General features: G+C 72.4%; 15 protein-coding genes. 4 read left to right on the top strand and 11 right to left on the bottom strand.

Annotated elements, in window-relative coordinates; translation table 11 throughout:
* Positions 1-6: 6 nt before the first annotated feature.
* The 9 genes from ABT247_RS09080 to ABT247_RS09040 all read right to left on the bottom strand — a co-directional run bounded on the left by ABT247_RS09080 (position 7) and on the right by ABT247_RS09040 (position 8,998).
* Positions 7-588, bottom strand: a complete 582-nt coding sequence (locus tag ABT247_RS09080; protein ID WP_350740325.1) for a cysteine dioxygenase family protein — start codon at positions 586-588, stop codon at positions 7-9.
* Positions 589-664: 76 nt separating this feature from the next.
* On the bottom strand, positions 665-1,570 hold the full coding sequence (locus ABT247_RS09075) for a LysR family transcriptional regulator (RefSeq protein ID WP_350740382.1): 906 nt from the start codon (positions 1,568-1,570) through the stop codon (positions 665-667).
* 116 nt (positions 1,571-1,686) lie between these two features.
* Positions 1,687-2,556 (bottom strand): amino acid ABC transporter permease, encoded by an 870-nt coding sequence (locus ABT247_RS09070; RefSeq protein ID WP_350740322.1) that lies wholly within the window; start codon positions 2,554-2,556, stop codon positions 1,687-1,689.
* Positions 2,553-3,197 (bottom strand): amino acid ABC transporter permease, encoded by a 645-nt coding sequence (locus tag ABT247_RS09065; protein WP_350740319.1) that lies wholly within the window; start codon positions 3,195-3,197, stop codon positions 2,553-2,555. The genes ABT247_RS09070 and ABT247_RS09065 overlap by 4 nt, the downstream gene beginning before the upstream one ends.
* Positions 3,198-3,209: 12 nt before the next feature.
* Positions 3,210-4,136 carry a glutamate ABC transporter substrate-binding protein gene (locus tag ABT247_RS09060; protein ID WP_350740316.1) on the bottom strand — a complete coding sequence of 309 codons (927 nt, stop codon included), beginning with the start codon at positions 4,134-4,136 and terminating at the stop codon, positions 3,210-3,212.
* Between the two features lie 9 nt (positions 4,137-4,145).
* On the bottom strand, positions 4,146-4,874 hold the full coding sequence (locus ABT247_RS09055; protein ID WP_350740379.1) for an amino acid ABC transporter ATP-binding protein: 729 nt from the start codon (positions 4,872-4,874) through the stop codon (positions 4,146-4,148).
* Between the two features lie 47 nt (positions 4,875-4,921).
* Positions 4,922-5,167, bottom strand: a complete 246-nt coding sequence (locus ABT247_RS09050; RefSeq protein ID WP_350740313.1) for a lipopolysaccharide assembly protein LapA domain-containing protein — start codon at positions 5,165-5,167, stop codon at positions 4,922-4,924.
* Positions 5,168-5,421: 254 nt separating this feature from the next.
* Positions 5,422-7,194 carry an ABC transporter ATP-binding protein gene (locus ABT247_RS09045; RefSeq protein ID WP_350740310.1) on the bottom strand — a complete coding sequence of 591 codons (1,773 nt, stop codon included), beginning with the start codon at positions 7,192-7,194 and terminating at the stop codon, positions 5,422-5,424.
* A gap of 43 nt (positions 7,195-7,237) precedes the next feature.
* On the bottom strand, positions 7,238-8,998 hold the full coding sequence (locus ABT247_RS09040) for an ABC transporter transmembrane domain-containing protein (protein ID WP_350740307.1): 1,761 nt from the start codon (positions 8,996-8,998) through the stop codon (positions 7,238-7,240).
* Between the two features lie 423 nt (positions 8,999-9,421).
* On the opposite strand from ABT247_RS09040, the gene ABT247_RS09035 reads away from it, so the two are divergent.
* Complete coding sequence (locus ABT247_RS09035; protein WP_350740304.1) at positions 9,422-10,285, top strand: aldo/keto reductase; 864 nt, start codon at positions 9,422-9,424, stop codon at positions 10,283-10,285.
* A 273-nt stretch (positions 10,286-10,558) separates the two neighbouring features.
* Here ABT247_RS09035 and ABT247_RS09030 read toward each other — a convergent pair whose 3' ends face one another.
* Positions 10,559-11,425, bottom strand: coding sequence for a MarR family winged helix-turn-helix transcriptional regulator (locus ABT247_RS09030; protein ID WP_350740301.1), 867 nt, complete (start codon positions 11,423-11,425; stop codon positions 10,559-10,561).
* Positions 11,426-11,826: 401 nt separating this feature from the next.
* On the opposite strand from ABT247_RS09030, the gene fabG reads away from it, so the two are divergent.
* Together fabG and ABT247_RS09020 are read left to right on the top strand one after the other, a co-directional pair.
* On the top strand, positions 11,827-12,609 hold the full coding sequence (gene fabG, locus ABT247_RS09025) for a 3-oxoacyl-ACP reductase FabG (protein WP_350740299.1): 783 nt from the start codon (positions 11,827-11,829) through the stop codon (positions 12,607-12,609).
* A 232-nt stretch (positions 12,610-12,841) separates the two neighbouring features.
* Positions 12,842-13,642 (top strand): phosphatase PAP2 family protein, encoded by an 801-nt coding sequence (locus tag ABT247_RS09020; RefSeq protein ID WP_350740296.1) that lies wholly within the window; start codon positions 12,842-12,844, stop codon positions 13,640-13,642.
* A gap of 111 nt (positions 13,643-13,753) precedes the next feature.
* On the opposite strand, the gene ABT247_RS09015 is transcribed toward ABT247_RS09020, so the two are convergent.
* Entirely contained in the window at positions 13,754-13,972 is a 219-nt protein-coding gene (locus ABT247_RS09015) for an I78 family peptidase inhibitor (RefSeq protein WP_350740293.1), read from the bottom strand.
* Positions 13,973-14,050: 78 nt separating this feature from the next.
* Here ABT247_RS09015 and ABT247_RS09010 point away from each other — a divergent pair, with 78 nt between their 5' ends.
* Positions 14,051-14,323, top strand: a complete 273-nt coding sequence (locus tag ABT247_RS09010; protein ID WP_350740290.1) for a DUF6343 family protein — start codon at positions 14,051-14,053, stop codon at positions 14,321-14,323.
* The last annotated feature ends 46 nt before the right edge of the window (positions 14,324-14,369 follow it).

Raw genomic sequence — 14,369 nt, 5'->3', positions numbered from 1 at the left:
CGCCGCTCACCGCTCCTGGTCGGCGGGGAGCCGGTAGACCCGCCGGATGCTGGTGCCGAGCCGTGAGACGTCCGCGCCGTACACGTGGATGGAGATCGCCGTGGTGCTACAGGAGTTGCGCACCAGGTGGATGTCACCGGGCGGGGCGAAGGCGGCCACGGTTCCGGCGGGGCCGGCCACGTGCTCGGTCTCGACCAGCCGGGCGTTGCGTCCGTCGGAGACCAGCCGGTAGCGGGTCTCGCTCTCCTGGCCCTGGTGGACGCCGGCCACGCACCACGAGACGTGGTCGTGGATCGGGGTCTGCTGCCCGGGCAGCCACACCAGGGCGACGACGGAGAAGCTGCCGTCCTCCTCGGCGTGCAGGACGTGCTGGCGATAGCGTTGCGGATCGCCCTCGCGCTGGGCGGGGGTGAGCAGTGCGTCCGGCCCGTCGGGGTCGGCGAGCAGGTGGGGGGCGAGGCGCTCGCCGACCAGGTAGGCGGTGAGCTCGGGGGGCAGTCCGCGGTCCACGACGGCGCGGATCTCACTGATCAGCGCGGTCATCCGCTCGGTGAGCCGGTCGGTGCCGACCGTGGCGTGGGTGGTCATGCCAGCAGGTTCCGACCTGCGGACCCATCACGTCCAAGGAGGGTTCCTAAGCGATACCCCCACTATCCCTTATGGGTCAGCATCCGACCCGGCTCGCCGCCGCCTGCCGCAGGTGGTCCAGCACCAGTCCGGTGGCCGGGATCCGCCGGTGCTCGCTCAGCACGTACGCGCACACCTGCCGGCGCAGGTGCGGCTCGACGGCCCGTCCGGTGACCTTGCGGTGGCACATGAAGGAGAGCACCAGGGCGGGCATCAACGCGATCCCGACCCCGGCGGCGACGAGGCTCTGCACCGCGAGGTTGTCGTCGGTGGAGAAGACGATGTCGGGCGCGAAGCCCTCCTCGGCGCAGACGTGCAGCAGGTTGGCCCGGCAGCGCGGGCAGCCGGCGATCCAGCGTTCGCCGTCCAGGTCGGCGAGGCGTACGGCGTGCCGGCGGCCGAGCGGGTGTCCGACCGGCAGCAGCACGGTGAGCAGGTCCTCCATCAGCGGGATCTCGTCCACCCCGTCCGGCACCTCGTTCGCCGCCCCGGGGTAGCGGAAGGCCAGCGCGATGTCGCACTCGCCGCGCAGCAGCCGCTGGACGGAGTCCGGCGGCTCGGCTTCCAGCAGTTCGACCCGTACGCCGGGGTGCTCGGCGAGCAGCCGGGCCATCGTCTCGGGTATCAGGGTGGCGTTGGCGCTGGGGAAGGCGCAGACCCGCACCCGGCCGGCGCGCAGCCGGGCGAGCGCCGCGAGCTGCTGCTGGGCGGCGGAGAGGCTGCCGAGGATCAGTTCGGCGTGCCGGGAGAGCGCTTCGCCGGCCTCGGTGAGCCGCAGGCCGCGTCCGGCGCGGGTGAACAGCGGGACGCCGACGCTGCGTTCGAGGGCTTTCATCTGCTGGGTGATGGCGGGCTGGGTGTAGCCGAGTTCGCGCGCGGCGGCCGAGTACGAACCGGCCCGGACCACTTCGTGGAACGTCCTGATGTGCCGCGAGTCGAACACCGGCTCCATGGCCCCTCCGCCCGGTCGTCTTCCCCTTCCCCGAAATCATAAGAGGAATTTGGGGGTACCGGCCCCAGCCCCATTCGCACCTATGGTTCAGTCTCGAACCAACCGCCTCACTGCTGTGCCGCCGGCGGCAACCCCATCGTCACCTCGGCCTTCGCCACCGGCGCCCCGCCCCGCATGCTCGGGCTGCGCCGGCCGCGCCGCTCGACGAAGCGGGCGAGCCAGGACAGCAGCAGGCACATCCCGATGTAGATCGGCGCGATCACCATCACCACCGGGATGAACGGCAGGTCGTAGTCCAGGTTGGTGGCGATCAGCTTGCCCGCGTGGAGGAACTCCTCGTAGGTGATCAGGAACCCGAGCGAGGTGTCCTTGAGCGCGACCACCAGCTGGCTGATGATGGCCGGCAGCATCGCCCGGTTGGCCTGCGGCACCAGCACGTACGTCATCACCTGGGTCTTGCGCATGCCCAGCGCGTAGGCGGCCTCGCGCTGGCCCGCGGGCACCGCGAGCACGCCGGCCCGGAACACCTCGGCCAGCACCGAGCCGTTGTAGAGCACCAGCCCGGCCACCAGGGCCCACAGCGGCTGCACCTTCAGGGCGACGAACACGAAGAAGATCATCACCAGCAGCGGCATGGCCCGGAAGAACTCCACCACCAGGGTGGAGAACCAGCGCACCACCCGGTGGTCGGAGAGCCGCCCGGCCGCGAACAGGGCGCCGAAGGGCAGCGCGAACAGCACCGTCCAGCCGAAGGCCCGCAGGGTGTTGCCCAGCCCGCGCAGCAGCAGGTCCTGGACGCCGCGGTAGGCGAAGGGCTCCCACTTGGCCTGGGTGAACTGGTGGGTGTGAAACAGCATGTAGACGACCCAGCCGACCAGCGCCGCGATGAGCAGCAGCGCGATCCCGCCGTAGAGCCGGTGCCGGGCCAGCGCCTTCGGGCCGGGGATGTCGTACAGCGCCGAGGATCCAACGGTCATCGGGACACCGCCACTCGTCGTTCCAGCAGGTTGAAGACGGCGCTGATGGCCAGGGTGATGATCAGGTAGCCGACGGCGATCCAGACGAAGGTCCAGATGATGCTGTACCCGAGCTCGTTGATGGTCCGGTAGGTGCCCAGCAGTTCGGTGACGCTGAAGGAGCCGGCGATCGCCGTGTTCTTGGCCAACGCGATCATCACACTGCCGATCGGGGCCACCACCGACCGGTACGCCTGCGGCAGCACCACCAGGCCCATCGTCTGCCCGAACCTCATGCCCAGGCTGCGGGCCGCCTCCCCCTGCCCGGCCGGCACGGTGTTGATGCCCGAGCGCATCGCCTCGCAGACGAAGGCCGAGGTGTAGCAGCCGAGCGCCAGCACCGCGAAGGTGTAGAAGGGCAGCGTGATGTCGAACCGGGGCAGGCCCAGCACCACGATGAAGAACAGCAGGGTCAGCGGCGTGTTGCGCAGCACCGTCACCCAGACCGTCCCGAACACCCGCAGCGGCCGCACCGGCGAGACCCGGAAGCCCGCGATCAGCACGCCCAGCACCAGTGACAGCACGGCGCTCACCGCGAAGAGCGAGAGCGTGCCGAGGAAGCCCTCCCAGTAGGTCGACCAGTTGTCGGTCAGCGTTTTCACGGCGCGGCCCTCTCAGTACCGGTTGATCGGCGGCGGGGTGGGCGCGGGCTCCCCGGACAGTCCGAGGGTCGCGTCGAAGGCCTTCTTCCAGTCGCCGTTCTGCTCGTGCTGCGCCAGGGCGTCGTTCAGGGCCGTGCGCAGCACCGTGTCGTTCTTCGGCGTCCCGATCCCGTACGGCTCCGTCGAGAACGGCGGCCCGACCACCTTGAGCTCGTCCGGCACCTTGGCCGCGTAGCCGAGCAGGATCGCGTTGTCGGTGGTGACGGCGTCGACCTGGTTGGTGATCAGGTTGTCCACGCAGGCCGAGTAGGTGTCGTAGCCGATCAGGTGGGCCTCGGGGTACTGCGACTGGATGCGCTGGTACGGGGTGGAGCCGGACGCCGAGCAGACCTTCTTGCCGTTGAGGTCCTGCGGCCCGTGGATGCTGTCGTCGTTCTTGCGCACCAGCAGGGACTGCCCGGCGATGAAGTACGGCCCGGCGAAGCCGACCAGCTTCTTCCGGTTGTCGTTGATGGTGTAGGTGCCGACGTAGTAGTCGACCTGCCCGTTCTGCAGGGCGGTCTCGCGGTTGGCGGAGGCGATGGTCTTGAACTGGATCCGGTCCGGCCCGAAGCCCAGCGAGGCGCCGACCATCTTGGCGATCTCGATGTCGAAGCCGGAGTAGACGCCGGTGGCCGGGTTCTTCTGGCCCAGGTACGGCTGGTCCTCCTTGGCGCCGACCACCAGCCGGCCGCGGGCCCGGGCGGCGTCCAGGGTCGGCGAGCCGGTGATCGAGGAGGCGTCCTGCACCTGGTAGACGGGCAACGCGCTGGGCTGCGGGCCCTTGGGCGGCGGGGTGCCGGCCTTGCCGCAGCCGGCCGCGAGGGCGGTGAGCAGCAGGACGGCGACGCGCACGCCGCGGCGGCGCGCCCGCGCGGGGGGCGTCGTCTTACGGGTCACGGCACCGCCTCAGTGCTTGAGGATCTTGGACAGGAAGTCCCGGGCGCGCTCGCTCTCGGGGGCGCTGAAGAAGCCCTCCGGGGCGCGGTCCTCGACGATCCGTCCGTCGGCCATGAACACCACCCGGTTCGCCGAGGCGCGGGCGAAGCCCATCTCGTGGGTGACCACGACCATGGTCATCCCCTCGCCGGCGAGTTGGCGCATGACGTCGAGCACCTCGTTGATCATCTCGGGGTCGAGCGCCGACGTCGGCTCGTCGAAGAGCAGGGCCTTGGGGTCCATCGCCAGTGCCCGGGCGATCGCGACCCGCTGCTGCTGGCCGCCCGAGAGCTGGGCCGGGTACTTGTCGGCCTGTGCCGCGAGGCCGACCCGTTCCAGCAGCGAGCGCGACTTGGTGTCCGCCTCCTCCTTGGAGCGGCCGCGGACCTTGATCTGGGCGAGCGAGACGTTCTGCAGCACGGTCTTGTGCGCGAACAGGTTGAAGGACTGGAACACCATGCCGACCTCGGCGCGCAGCCTGGCCAGGCCCTTTCCCTCGGCGGCCAGCGGCTGGCCGTCGATCAGGATGGTGCCGCGCTCGATCGGCTCCAGCCGGTTGATCGCCCGGCACAGCGTGGACTTGCCGGAGCCGGACGGGCCGATCACCACGACGACCTCACCGCGGCCGACCGTCAGGTCGATGTCCTGCAGCACGTGCAGGTCCCCGAAGTGCTTGTTGACGCCGCGCATCTCGATCAGGGGGGTGAAGGCCGTGGAAGGGGTCGGTGCCGGTGGGGGTTCGGCTGTCACCGGAGCCGCCGCCCCTTCAACAGCCAGCCCAGTGCCGCGCCCGCGATCAGCGTGGCCAGCAGGGCGATCCAGAGCGGCGCGGTGACGGTGAAGACCCAGAACTGGATCTTGACCTTGTCGAGGTTCGCGAACAGGAACCACACCGCGAGGACGACGATGACGCCGATCCCGATGTACCGCGTGGGGACCCCGCCGATCTCGCTGCGCTGGGGGCGGGAGGAGCCGTCTGAAATCTTGGTCACCGGAGCAGTCTGCTGGCCGGGGCGGCGGTTTGCCCGGTTACGCGCCCTGAGGGGCCGGCGAGTAACCCGCACGGGGCAACCCGACCCCGCGCGGGTTTACCGATCTTCCCCCGCAGGGGCCCCGGCCCGGGTTCGGGCCAGGGCCCGCACTCGCACCCGAGCCCAAGCCCCCGCCCGAAGCCGAACCCGAGCCGAACCCGAGCCGCGAGCCCCGAGCCCAACCCGAGCCGCGAGCCCCAGGCCGGACGCGCCCGCTACCGCTCGTCCCGCCAGGAGCGCCAGAGCGCCGCGTACGGGCCGCCCGCCGCCACCAGTTCGGGGTGGCTGCCGTACTCGCTGATCCGCCCGCCCTCGACCACCGCGATCACGTCGGCGTCGTGCGCGGTGTGCAACCGGTGGGCGATGGCGATGACCGTCCGGCCCTCCAGCACCCGGGAGAGCGAGCGCTCCAGGTGCCGGGCGGCGCGCGGGTCCAGCAGCGAGGTCGCCTCGTCCAGCACCAGGGTGTGGGGGTCGGCCAGCACCAGCCGGGCCAGGGCCAGTTGCTGGGCCTGCGGCGGGGTCAGCGAGGTGGCGCCGGAGCCGACCTCGGTGTCCAGCCCCTCCGGCAGGGCGTCCACCCAGGCTCCCGCCTCCACCGCGTCCAGAGCGGCCCGCAGTTCGGCGTCGTCCGCGTCGGGCGCGGCCAGCCGGAGGTTGTCCCGCAGGGTGCCGACGAACACGTGGTGCTCCTGGTTGACCAGGGCGACCTCCGCCCGGACCCGCTCGGCCGGCATCCGGGCCAGCGCGGCACCGCCGAGGGTGACGCTGCCCCGGCCCGGCGCGTAGATCCCCGCCAGCAGCCGCCCGAGGGTGGACTTGCCCGCCCCGGACGGGCCGACCAGCGCGACCCGGCTGCCGGGGGCCACGTCCAGGCTGATCCCGTGCAGGACGTCCGCGCCCTCGCGGTAGCCGAAGCCGACGTCCCTGGCCTCGACCCGACGGCCCCGGGGGCGGGCCGACTCGTCCCCCTCGTGCTCCGGCACCTCGTGCACGCCCACCAGCCGGGCCAGTGAGGCCTGCCCGATCTGCAGCTCGTCGTACCAGCGCAGGATCAGGTCCACCGGTCCGATCATCATCTGGGCGTACAACACGCCGGTGGTCAACTGGCCGACGGTGAGCCAGCCCTTCAGCGTGAACAGCCCGCCGGCCACGAGAGTGGTCAGCACCCCCGAGGCGTAGACCGCTTCGATGGTGGGGAACCAGACCGAGCGCAGCCACAGGGTGTAGCGCTCCCAGGCCAGCCAATCGCGCAGCTTGCGGTCCGTCAGCCGGACCCGCTCATCGCCCAGGCGCAGCGCCTCGACCGTCCGACCGGCGTCCACCGTCTCGGCCAGCACGTTGCTCACCTCCGCGTACCCGGCCGACTCGTTGCGGTAGGACTGCGGGGCCCGCCGGAAGTACCACCGGGAGCTGGCCAGCAGCAGCGGCAGTCCGACCAGCGAGGTCAGCGCGAGCAGCGGCGAGGTGACCAGCAGGGCGCCGAGCACCAGCAGCAACGAGACGACGGCGACGGCGAGTTCGGGCACCGCCTCGCGCACCGACTTGTCCAACCGGTCGATGTCGGTGGTCCCCCGGGAGACCAGGTCCCCGGTGCCGGCCCGTTCCAGCACGCCGGTCGGCAGTGCGACCGAGCGGACCAGGAAGTCCTCGCGCAGGTCGGCCAGCACCCGTTCACCGAGCACGGCTCCGCGCATCCGCGACCACCCGGTGAACGCGGACTGCACCGCGAGCGCGAGCAGGTACCAGCCGACCGCCACCGCGATGGTCCCGCCGGCGGTGCCGGTGGCCAGCGACTCGACCAGGCTGCCGAGCACCCAGGGCCCGATCAGCCCGGCCAGGGTGGCCAGCGAGTGCAGCCCCACCACGGCGGCGAACCCGCGACGGTGGCGCCGCGCCAGCAGCCCCAGGTACCCGCGCACGGCGGCCGGCGAGCCGACCGGCAGGGTGGTGGCCGGTCCTTGCTCCTGGTGGACGGGGGGTTTCATGAGGTACTCCTCGGTCGTCGGACCGGACGGTCGGCTGCGGTGCTCATACCGGCGCGGCCTCCTCGTCGCGGGTGACCACGGCCCGGTAGGCCGGCTCGGTGCGCATCAGCTCGCGGTGGCGGCCGGTCGCGACCGCACGGCCCTCGCGCAGCAGCACCACCCGGTCCGCCTGGTCGAGCAGCAGCGGACTGGTCGCGAACACCACGGTGGTGCGACCCGCCCGGGTGTCCCGCAGCCCGGTGGCGATCCGGGACTCCGTGTGGGCGTCCACCGCGCTGGTCGGCTCGTCCAGCACCAGGACCGGCGGGTCGGCGAGCAGCGCGCGGGCCAGGGCCAGCCGCTGCCGCTGCCCGCCGGACAGCGAGCGCCCGCGTTCGGTGATCCGCGCGAGCATCGGGTCGCCCCCGCAGTCCGGCGAGCCGTCCACGAGCGCTTCCAGCACGTCCTCGCAGCGGGCCGCGGCCAGCGCCGCGGCGGCCGGCACCCGCCCGGAGGACGGGACGTCCAACAGCTCGGCCAGCGTGCCGGAGAGCAGCACCGGCTCCTTGTCGTGGACGAGCACCGCCGCCCGGGCCTCGGCCAGCGGCACCGCGTCGAGTTCCGTGCCGCCGAGCCGGACGGAGGGCTGCGCCCGCTCGCCCTCGGGCAGCGGGACGTGCCCGCCGAGCCGCTCGGCGAGCGCCCCGGCGAAGTCCGGATCCCCGCAGACCACCGCGGTCAGCTCGCCGGCCCGCGCGGTCAGCCCGGTCACCGGATCGTGCAGGTCGGACGTGCCGGGCCGGCTCAGTACGGCGTCGGCCGTGCCGGTGGTGCGGCCGAGCGAGAGCACCCGCACGGCTCGCCCCGCGGAGACCCTGGCGACGCTCCAGGCATGTGCCGCCTCGCCGAGGATCCGCAGCGGCGAGGCCAGGAAGGCCGTCGCGCCGTACACGGCGATCAGGGTGCCGACGGCGAGCTCGCCGGAGGCCGCCAGCCGGGCGCCGTACCCGGTCACCCCGACGACGAACAGGCCCGGCAGTAGCACCTGTTGGGCCTGCATCAGGGAGGAGATCCGGGCCGAGCGGACCGCCGCCGACCGGACCTTCTGCGAGGCCTTCCGGTAGCGTTCCAGGAACAGCTCCTCACCGCCGATGCCGCGCAGCACCCGCAGCCCGGCGACGGTGTCGGCGGCCAGCTCGGAGGCCTTGCCGCCGAGCCGGCGCTGTTCCTCGTAGCGCCGCTCGAACGGCTTGATCAGCGGCCAGACCGAGGCGGCCAGCACCGGGACGCCGAGCAGTACCCCCACCCCGAGGACCGGTTCGGCCACCAGCACCACCGAGCTGACGGCCAGCCAGACGATCACGGCGGCCCGCACCCGGGCGACCAGTTCGACGTACCAGCCGATCCGCTCGACGTCCCCGCTGCCGACCGCGACCACTTCCCCGGTGGCGATCCGCCGGGACAGTCCGGCCCCGAGGTGCGAGGCCTGCCCCGCCACCAACTGGCGTACCTGGCAAGCGGCGTGGATCCAGTTCCAGACCGCCTGCCGGTGCAGCAGCACGGTGCCGAGCGCGGCGGTGGCGGAGAGCAGCAGCGCGAGCGCGCCGGCCCGCCAGATCCCGCCCGCGTCGCCGTCGACGGCGGCCTGGACGCCGTGCCCGAGCGCCACCGGCTGGGCGGCCTGGGAGCCCATCTCGATCAGCGCCCAGCAGGTGGCGCGGATCTGCCCGCGCCGCTGGGCGCGCTGCAGCCAGCGGAGGAAGGCCAGGGGTGAGGAGAGGTCGGGACTGCCGGGGTCGGCCAGCGGCAGGGGGGTGAGCGGCATGGCACTCCGATGCGGAGGGTGCGGACGTGCGGGGCGTTCCGGAGGTACGGCGGCGCAGGGGTACGCGGGCGCAGGGGTTCCCGCGCGCGGAACCACGGGACGGCGGCGAGTGCGGGGGACGAACCGACGGCGGGCCGGGCGGCGCGGCCACACCGCACGGCGACGCGGCAAGGTCCCCGAGCCCGGCGCCGGCGGCCGGACTGGCACGGGTCGGGCGCGAAGGGCCCTGGTCTCAGGAGGTCATGTCGGTGAGCCTGCCAAGCCCGGTGTGATCCACGCAACAGGTTTTTCCGGGGTCGCCCGCACCCGCCAGGCCGCCCCGGAGCGCCTGCGGGGATTCGCCCGAACGGCGGGAACAATCGTCGCCGGGTGCCAGTTGGCCCCACTGGAACCGGACACGACCAGGAGAGGGCAACCCTTCCCGTGAGCAACATCCCCAGCGTCACCCTGAACGACGGCGCCAGCATCCCCCAGCTCGGCTTCGGCGTGTGGCAGGTCCCGGACGGCGAGGCCACCGCCGCCGTCCGCACCGCGATCGAGGCGGGCTACCGCTCCATCGACACCGCCGCGATCTACGAGAACGAGGCCGGCACCGGCGCGGCGATCGCCGAGGCCCTCGCGGGCGGCGTCGCCCGTCAGGACCTCTACGTCACCACCAAGCTGTGGAACTCGGGCACCCGCGACTGGTCCGGCGAGCAGGGCCGCGACGCGGTGCTGCGCGAGTTCGACGCCTCGCTGGACAAGCTCGGCCTCGACTACGTCGACCTCTACCTGATCCACTGGCCGCGCCCGATGCACGGCACCTACCTGAACGTCTGGAAGGCCCTGGAGCAGCTGAAGGCGGACGGCCGGGCCAAGTCGATCGGCGTCTCCAACTTCGGCCCCGAGCAGCTCACCCGCCTAGTGGACGAGGCCTCGGTCGTCCCGGCGCTGAACCAGGTGGAGCTGCACCCGTACTTCCCGCAGGAGGAGCTGCGCGCCTTCCACGCCCGGCACGGCATCGCCACCGAGGCGTGGAGCCCGCTGGGCCAGGGCGGCGAGCTGCTGGCCGAGCCGGCGTTGGTGAAGATCGCCGAGAAGCACGGCCGCACGGTCGCCCAGGTGGTGCTCCGCTGGCACCTGCAGAGCGGCGTGATCGCCATCCCGAAGTCGGTCACCCCGTCCCGCATCCGGGAGAACCTGGACGTGACCGGCTTCGAGCTGGACGCCGAGGACCTGGCGGCCATCGCCGGCGTCGCCACCGGCAAGCGGATCGGCCCTGACCCGCAGGGCTTCGACTGGAACTGACACCGGACGCGGGGGCGCCGGCAGTCATGGCACGGTGCCCCCGCCACGGCCCGCCCCCGAGCCCCCGCCTGCGGCGGTTCGCGGACGGGCCCCGGAAGGCGGTCCGTGGAAGACGGTTTCCTGGAAAGGTCTCCGGCCGACTGCCCGTCATGGGGAAGTACCGCCCGTCCCGAGCAGGGACGGGCGGTACTTCGGCGTACCCCGGATTCACCGACGGACGCAGGCCTTCAGCCCGTTGGCGAATCGTTTTGGCTGGCGTTACGGAAGCTTTGCCTAGAGCCTGGCCGCCTTGGCGATGAGCGCGAGCGCCATCTCGTGCTCCTCCTCCGGCAGCGGTGCGAGCAGCAGCCGCTGGACCTCGGCCACGCCTGCGGCCGACCGGTGGAGCAGGTCCTGGCCCGCCGACGAGAGCGACAGCAGGTTGCGGCGGCCGTCCGAGGGGTCACGCCGACGCAGCACCAGCCCGCGGCGCACCAGCCGGCTGACCATCTCCGCCATCGTGGCCTTGTCCAGCGAGGCCAGCTCGCCGACCGTGCGCTGGTCCGCGCCCGGTTCGAGCTCCAGCGCGTCCAGCACGGCGTACTGCGGGGCCGTCAGCTCGGCGCCGACGTGCTCCGACCAGAGCTTGGTGTGCACCTGCTGGCCGACCCGGATCAGGTAGCCGATCGCGCGCTGGGCGTCCAGTATCGGCCGCGCGTCCGAGAACACCGCGACCGCGGCGGGCTCCAGCCTGGCTATCTTGGCCATCACCCGGACGATCTCGATCTGCTCGTCCGGGCTCAGCGGCTCGAACAGCACGCGCTGCACGCGGACCACGCCGCCGGTGGCCTCGCGCACCGCCTGGGCACCGCTCTGCGAGAGCGCGAGCAGCTTGCGGCGGCCGTCGGCCGGGTCACGCCTTCGCAGCACCAGGCCACGGCGGACCAACCGCGCGACCATCTCCGCCATCGTGGCCTTGTCGAGCGAGGCGCGCTCGCCCACCGTCCGCTGGTCAGCGCCCGGTTCGAGGGCGAGCACCAGCAGGACGGCGAACTGCGGAGCCGTGAGATCGGCTCCGACGTGCTCGGACCACAGTCGGGTGTGGACCTGCTGTGCGACGCGAATGAGGTGTCCGGGCGACTGCTGCAGTCGCGCGGACACGCGGGTTGTCGGGATCTCCCCCAGCACCATGTATCCGTCCCGATGTCACACCCGGTGTGTGTGGGACACCCGGGTGGGGCAGTAACGGCGAGTGGGCGTCCAGCTATGAGGGAGGGCGCTCCAGCCGTGCAGCCGGTGGCTGCTGGCGGACACTATACAAACGGCGGGCCCGTGCTGGCAGGCAGGGGCGGATAGTAGACGCAGGTTCGGCGACATTGGCATATTTACGCGCTGCCAAGGCCTTGCAGTAACCCGTTCTCAGCAGAAAGCCGACCGGTCGGTCCTTACCGACCGTCACCTGCGCCTCTCCACCCTGGCCGCTTCCCCTACTCGCCGGTAGGGTATGGACACCCTCTCCGGGGGCACTCCCCGGAGGCACCCCGAGAGAGACGAGAGCGAGCATGACCGACGCGAGCACGACCGAGCAGAGCACCGCCCCCCGGGTCGCCGTCGTCACCGGCGCCGCCCGCGGCCTGGGTGCCGCCACCGCCGTCCGGCTGGCCGCCGACGGCTACGCGGTCGCGGTCCTGGACCTGGACGAGAGCGCCGGCAAGGACACCGTCGACCGGATCACCGCCGCCGGCGGCCGGGCGCTGGCCGTCGGCGCCGACGTCTCGGACGCCGAGCAGGTCCAGGCGGCCGTCGACCGCGTGGCGGCCGAACTCGGCGCCCCGGTCGTGCTGGTCAACAACGCGGGCGTGCTCCGCGACAACCTCCTCTTCAAGATGTCCGAGTCCGACTGGGACACGGTCATGAACGTCCACCTGCGCGGCGCCTTCCTGATGACCCGCGCGGTGCAGAAGCACATGGTCGACGCCGGATTCGGTCGCATCGTCAACCTGTCCTCCTCATCGGCCCAGGGCAACCGCGGCCAGGCCAACTACTCGGCCGCCAAGGCCGGACTCCAGGGCTTCACCAAGACTTTGGCCATCGAGCTGGGCAAGTTCGGGATCACCGCCAACGCCGTCGCCCCCGGCTTCATCGCCACGGACATGACGGCGGCCACCGCGGCCCGGGTCGGCATGGACTTCGAAGACTTCAAGCGGGCCGCAGCCTCTCAGATCCCGGTTCAGCGGGTCGGTCAGCCCGAGGATGTCGCCCACACCATCTCCTTCCTCGCCAGCGAGGGCGCCGGCTTCGTCTCCGGGCAGGTGATCTACGTCGCGGGCGGCCCCCTCGACTGAGCACCGAACCTACACAGGGTGACCACGGGGTGGGAAGCCGGGACGACCGGCTCCCCACCCCATTCGCTTTACCGAGGCTTTTGGAGAATCATTCGAAGGCCACACGGACATTCGACGGCGGAATACCTGGAATCACTCCCCGGGCCACCCCTCCCCGACTCGATTGTCGATTTCCCGGGAAAATGACAATTCCCTCCGGAATGGCCCGGCCAGGATGGGTAAGGTCACCTCCGTGCAATCCAGAAGTACCGCCGCCCGCATTCCGCGACAGGAGCCGGAACGCCGCACCGCGGACGCCCGGGGACTCCCGGGGCCCGATCGCGCCCCCGCCCCGCTCGCCCCCGACCGGGGCGAGTTCGGCTGGCCCCCGATGAGCCGCCGCAGGGCCGCCCTGCTCGCGGCCACCTGCGGCGTCTACTTGCTGGTGCTGGCCGGAGTGCTGCTCAACACCGCCCTGGTCGACCTCGACTGGTCCGTCCGCCTGCTCCGCCCCTACGACCGGTGGCCGAGCCTGGAACCGCTGCTCGCCACCTGGGTGGTCGCCGGACAGCGCGGGCCCAGTGCCATCGCCGCCTTCGCGTGGCTCGCCTGGCGCGCCCGCCGCCTCGGCCGACTGCGCCCGCTGCTGGTCATGGGCGTCGCCCTGCTGCTGCTCAACATCACGGTCGGCGCGGTGAAGATCGTCACCGGACGGCTCGGTCCGCACTACGCCCAGTACGTCGGCTCGCCCGAGCTCTTCTCCGGCGGCACCATCTTCCCCTCCGGCCACACCGCCAACGCCGTGGTCACCTGGGGCGTACTGGCCTACCTCGCGGTCCGCTGGCGGCGCACCGGAGCGGTGATCGCCGCTGCCACCGCCTGCTCGATCGGCCTCACCACCGTGTACCTGGGCACCCACTGGGTCACCGACGTGCTGGCCGGCTGGGCCGCCGGACTGCTGGTGCTGCTCACCCTGCCGCTGCTGGAGCCGCTGGTCGCCACCGCCGAGCAACGCCTCCACCGCCGGTTCGCCCTCCGCCGGTTCGCGCCCTGACGCCGGCCCGTCCCCCGACTCCGGTCCGCCCCGACTCCGGTCCGTGCCCCGGCGCGGTCCGCCGTCGCCCCGGCGCGTCCCACGACGAGCACCCGGGCCCGACCGGACCGACTACCCCTCCCAGCTGCGCTCGACCACGCCGTCCCGCACGGCGAGGTTGAGCCGCCCCGGCCGGTACTCCATGGTGATCATCTGCCCGTGCTGCAACACCCGGACCGCGGCCCAGCCGTGCCGCCGGGCCAGCTCCTCGGCGCGCTCGACGCGGAGCCCGGCGTACCCCTCCGCGTCCACGCCCCCCGCGTCCGCCTCCGCGTCGTCCGACCCCGTCATCGCACCTCCCCAGGCCCCTGCCCCCGGACGTACGCTGGAATCGTAGCCCGTACCCGCGCGGCCCGGAGGTGATCGGCGATGCGCACTACCACCCCACGACGGTGGCGCAGCGGTACCGAGCCCGTCAACGCGCGCAGCGACCTCAAGCTCCGGTACCTGTTGTCGCTCACCTTCACTCCGCTCTTCCTGCTGGGCACCGTGGGCTTCGCCCTCTGGGCGGCCGCCTCGCCGGTCGACGGCGCCCCCAGCCGGGGCACGCTCACCGGCTTCGCCATCGCCCTCGGTGTGCTCACCCTGTTCGCCGCCGTCGATCTCGTGGTGGTGGTCCGGCGTCGCCGGACCGAGCTCTGACGCGGTGTCTCCCACGGAGTGGGGGGGGGGGGGGGGGCCGCAGGCC

The organism is Kitasatospora sp. NPDC001539 (genome assembly GCF_040298565.1).
Lineage (GTDB): Bacteria > Actinomycetota > Actinomycetes > Streptomycetales > Streptomycetaceae > Kitasatospora.
The sequence above is the reverse complement of the archived record's forward strand: the minus strand, read 5'-3'. Positions and strand labels throughout refer to the sequence as shown.

Coding starts and splice junctions, on each gene's coding strand:
- ABT247_RS09080 (WP_350740325.1), bottom strand. CDS start 588: ATGACCACCCACGCCACGGTCGGCACCGACCGGCTCACCGAGCGGATG.
- ABT247_RS09045 (WP_350740310.1), bottom strand. CDS start 7,194: ATGAAACCCCCCGTCCACCAGGAGCAAGGACCGGCCACCACCCTGCCG.
- ABT247_RS09010 (WP_350740290.1), top strand. CDS start 14,051: ATGCGCACTACCACCCCACGACGGTGGCGCAGCGGTACCGAGCCCGTC.
- fabG (WP_350740299.1), top strand. CDS start 11,827: ATGACCGACGCGAGCACGACCGAGCAGAGCACCGCCCCCCGGGTCGCC.
- ABT247_RS09070 (WP_350740322.1), bottom strand. CDS start 2,556: ATGACCGTTGGATCCTCGGCGCTGTACGACATCCCCGGCCCGAAGGCG.
- ABT247_RS09040 (WP_350740307.1), bottom strand. CDS start 8,998: ATGCCGCTCACCCCCCTGCCGCTGGCCGACCCCGGCAGTCCCGACCTC.
- ABT247_RS09015 (WP_350740293.1), bottom strand. CDS start 13,972: ATGACGGGGTCGGACGACGCGGAGGCGGACGCGGGGGGCGTGGACGCG.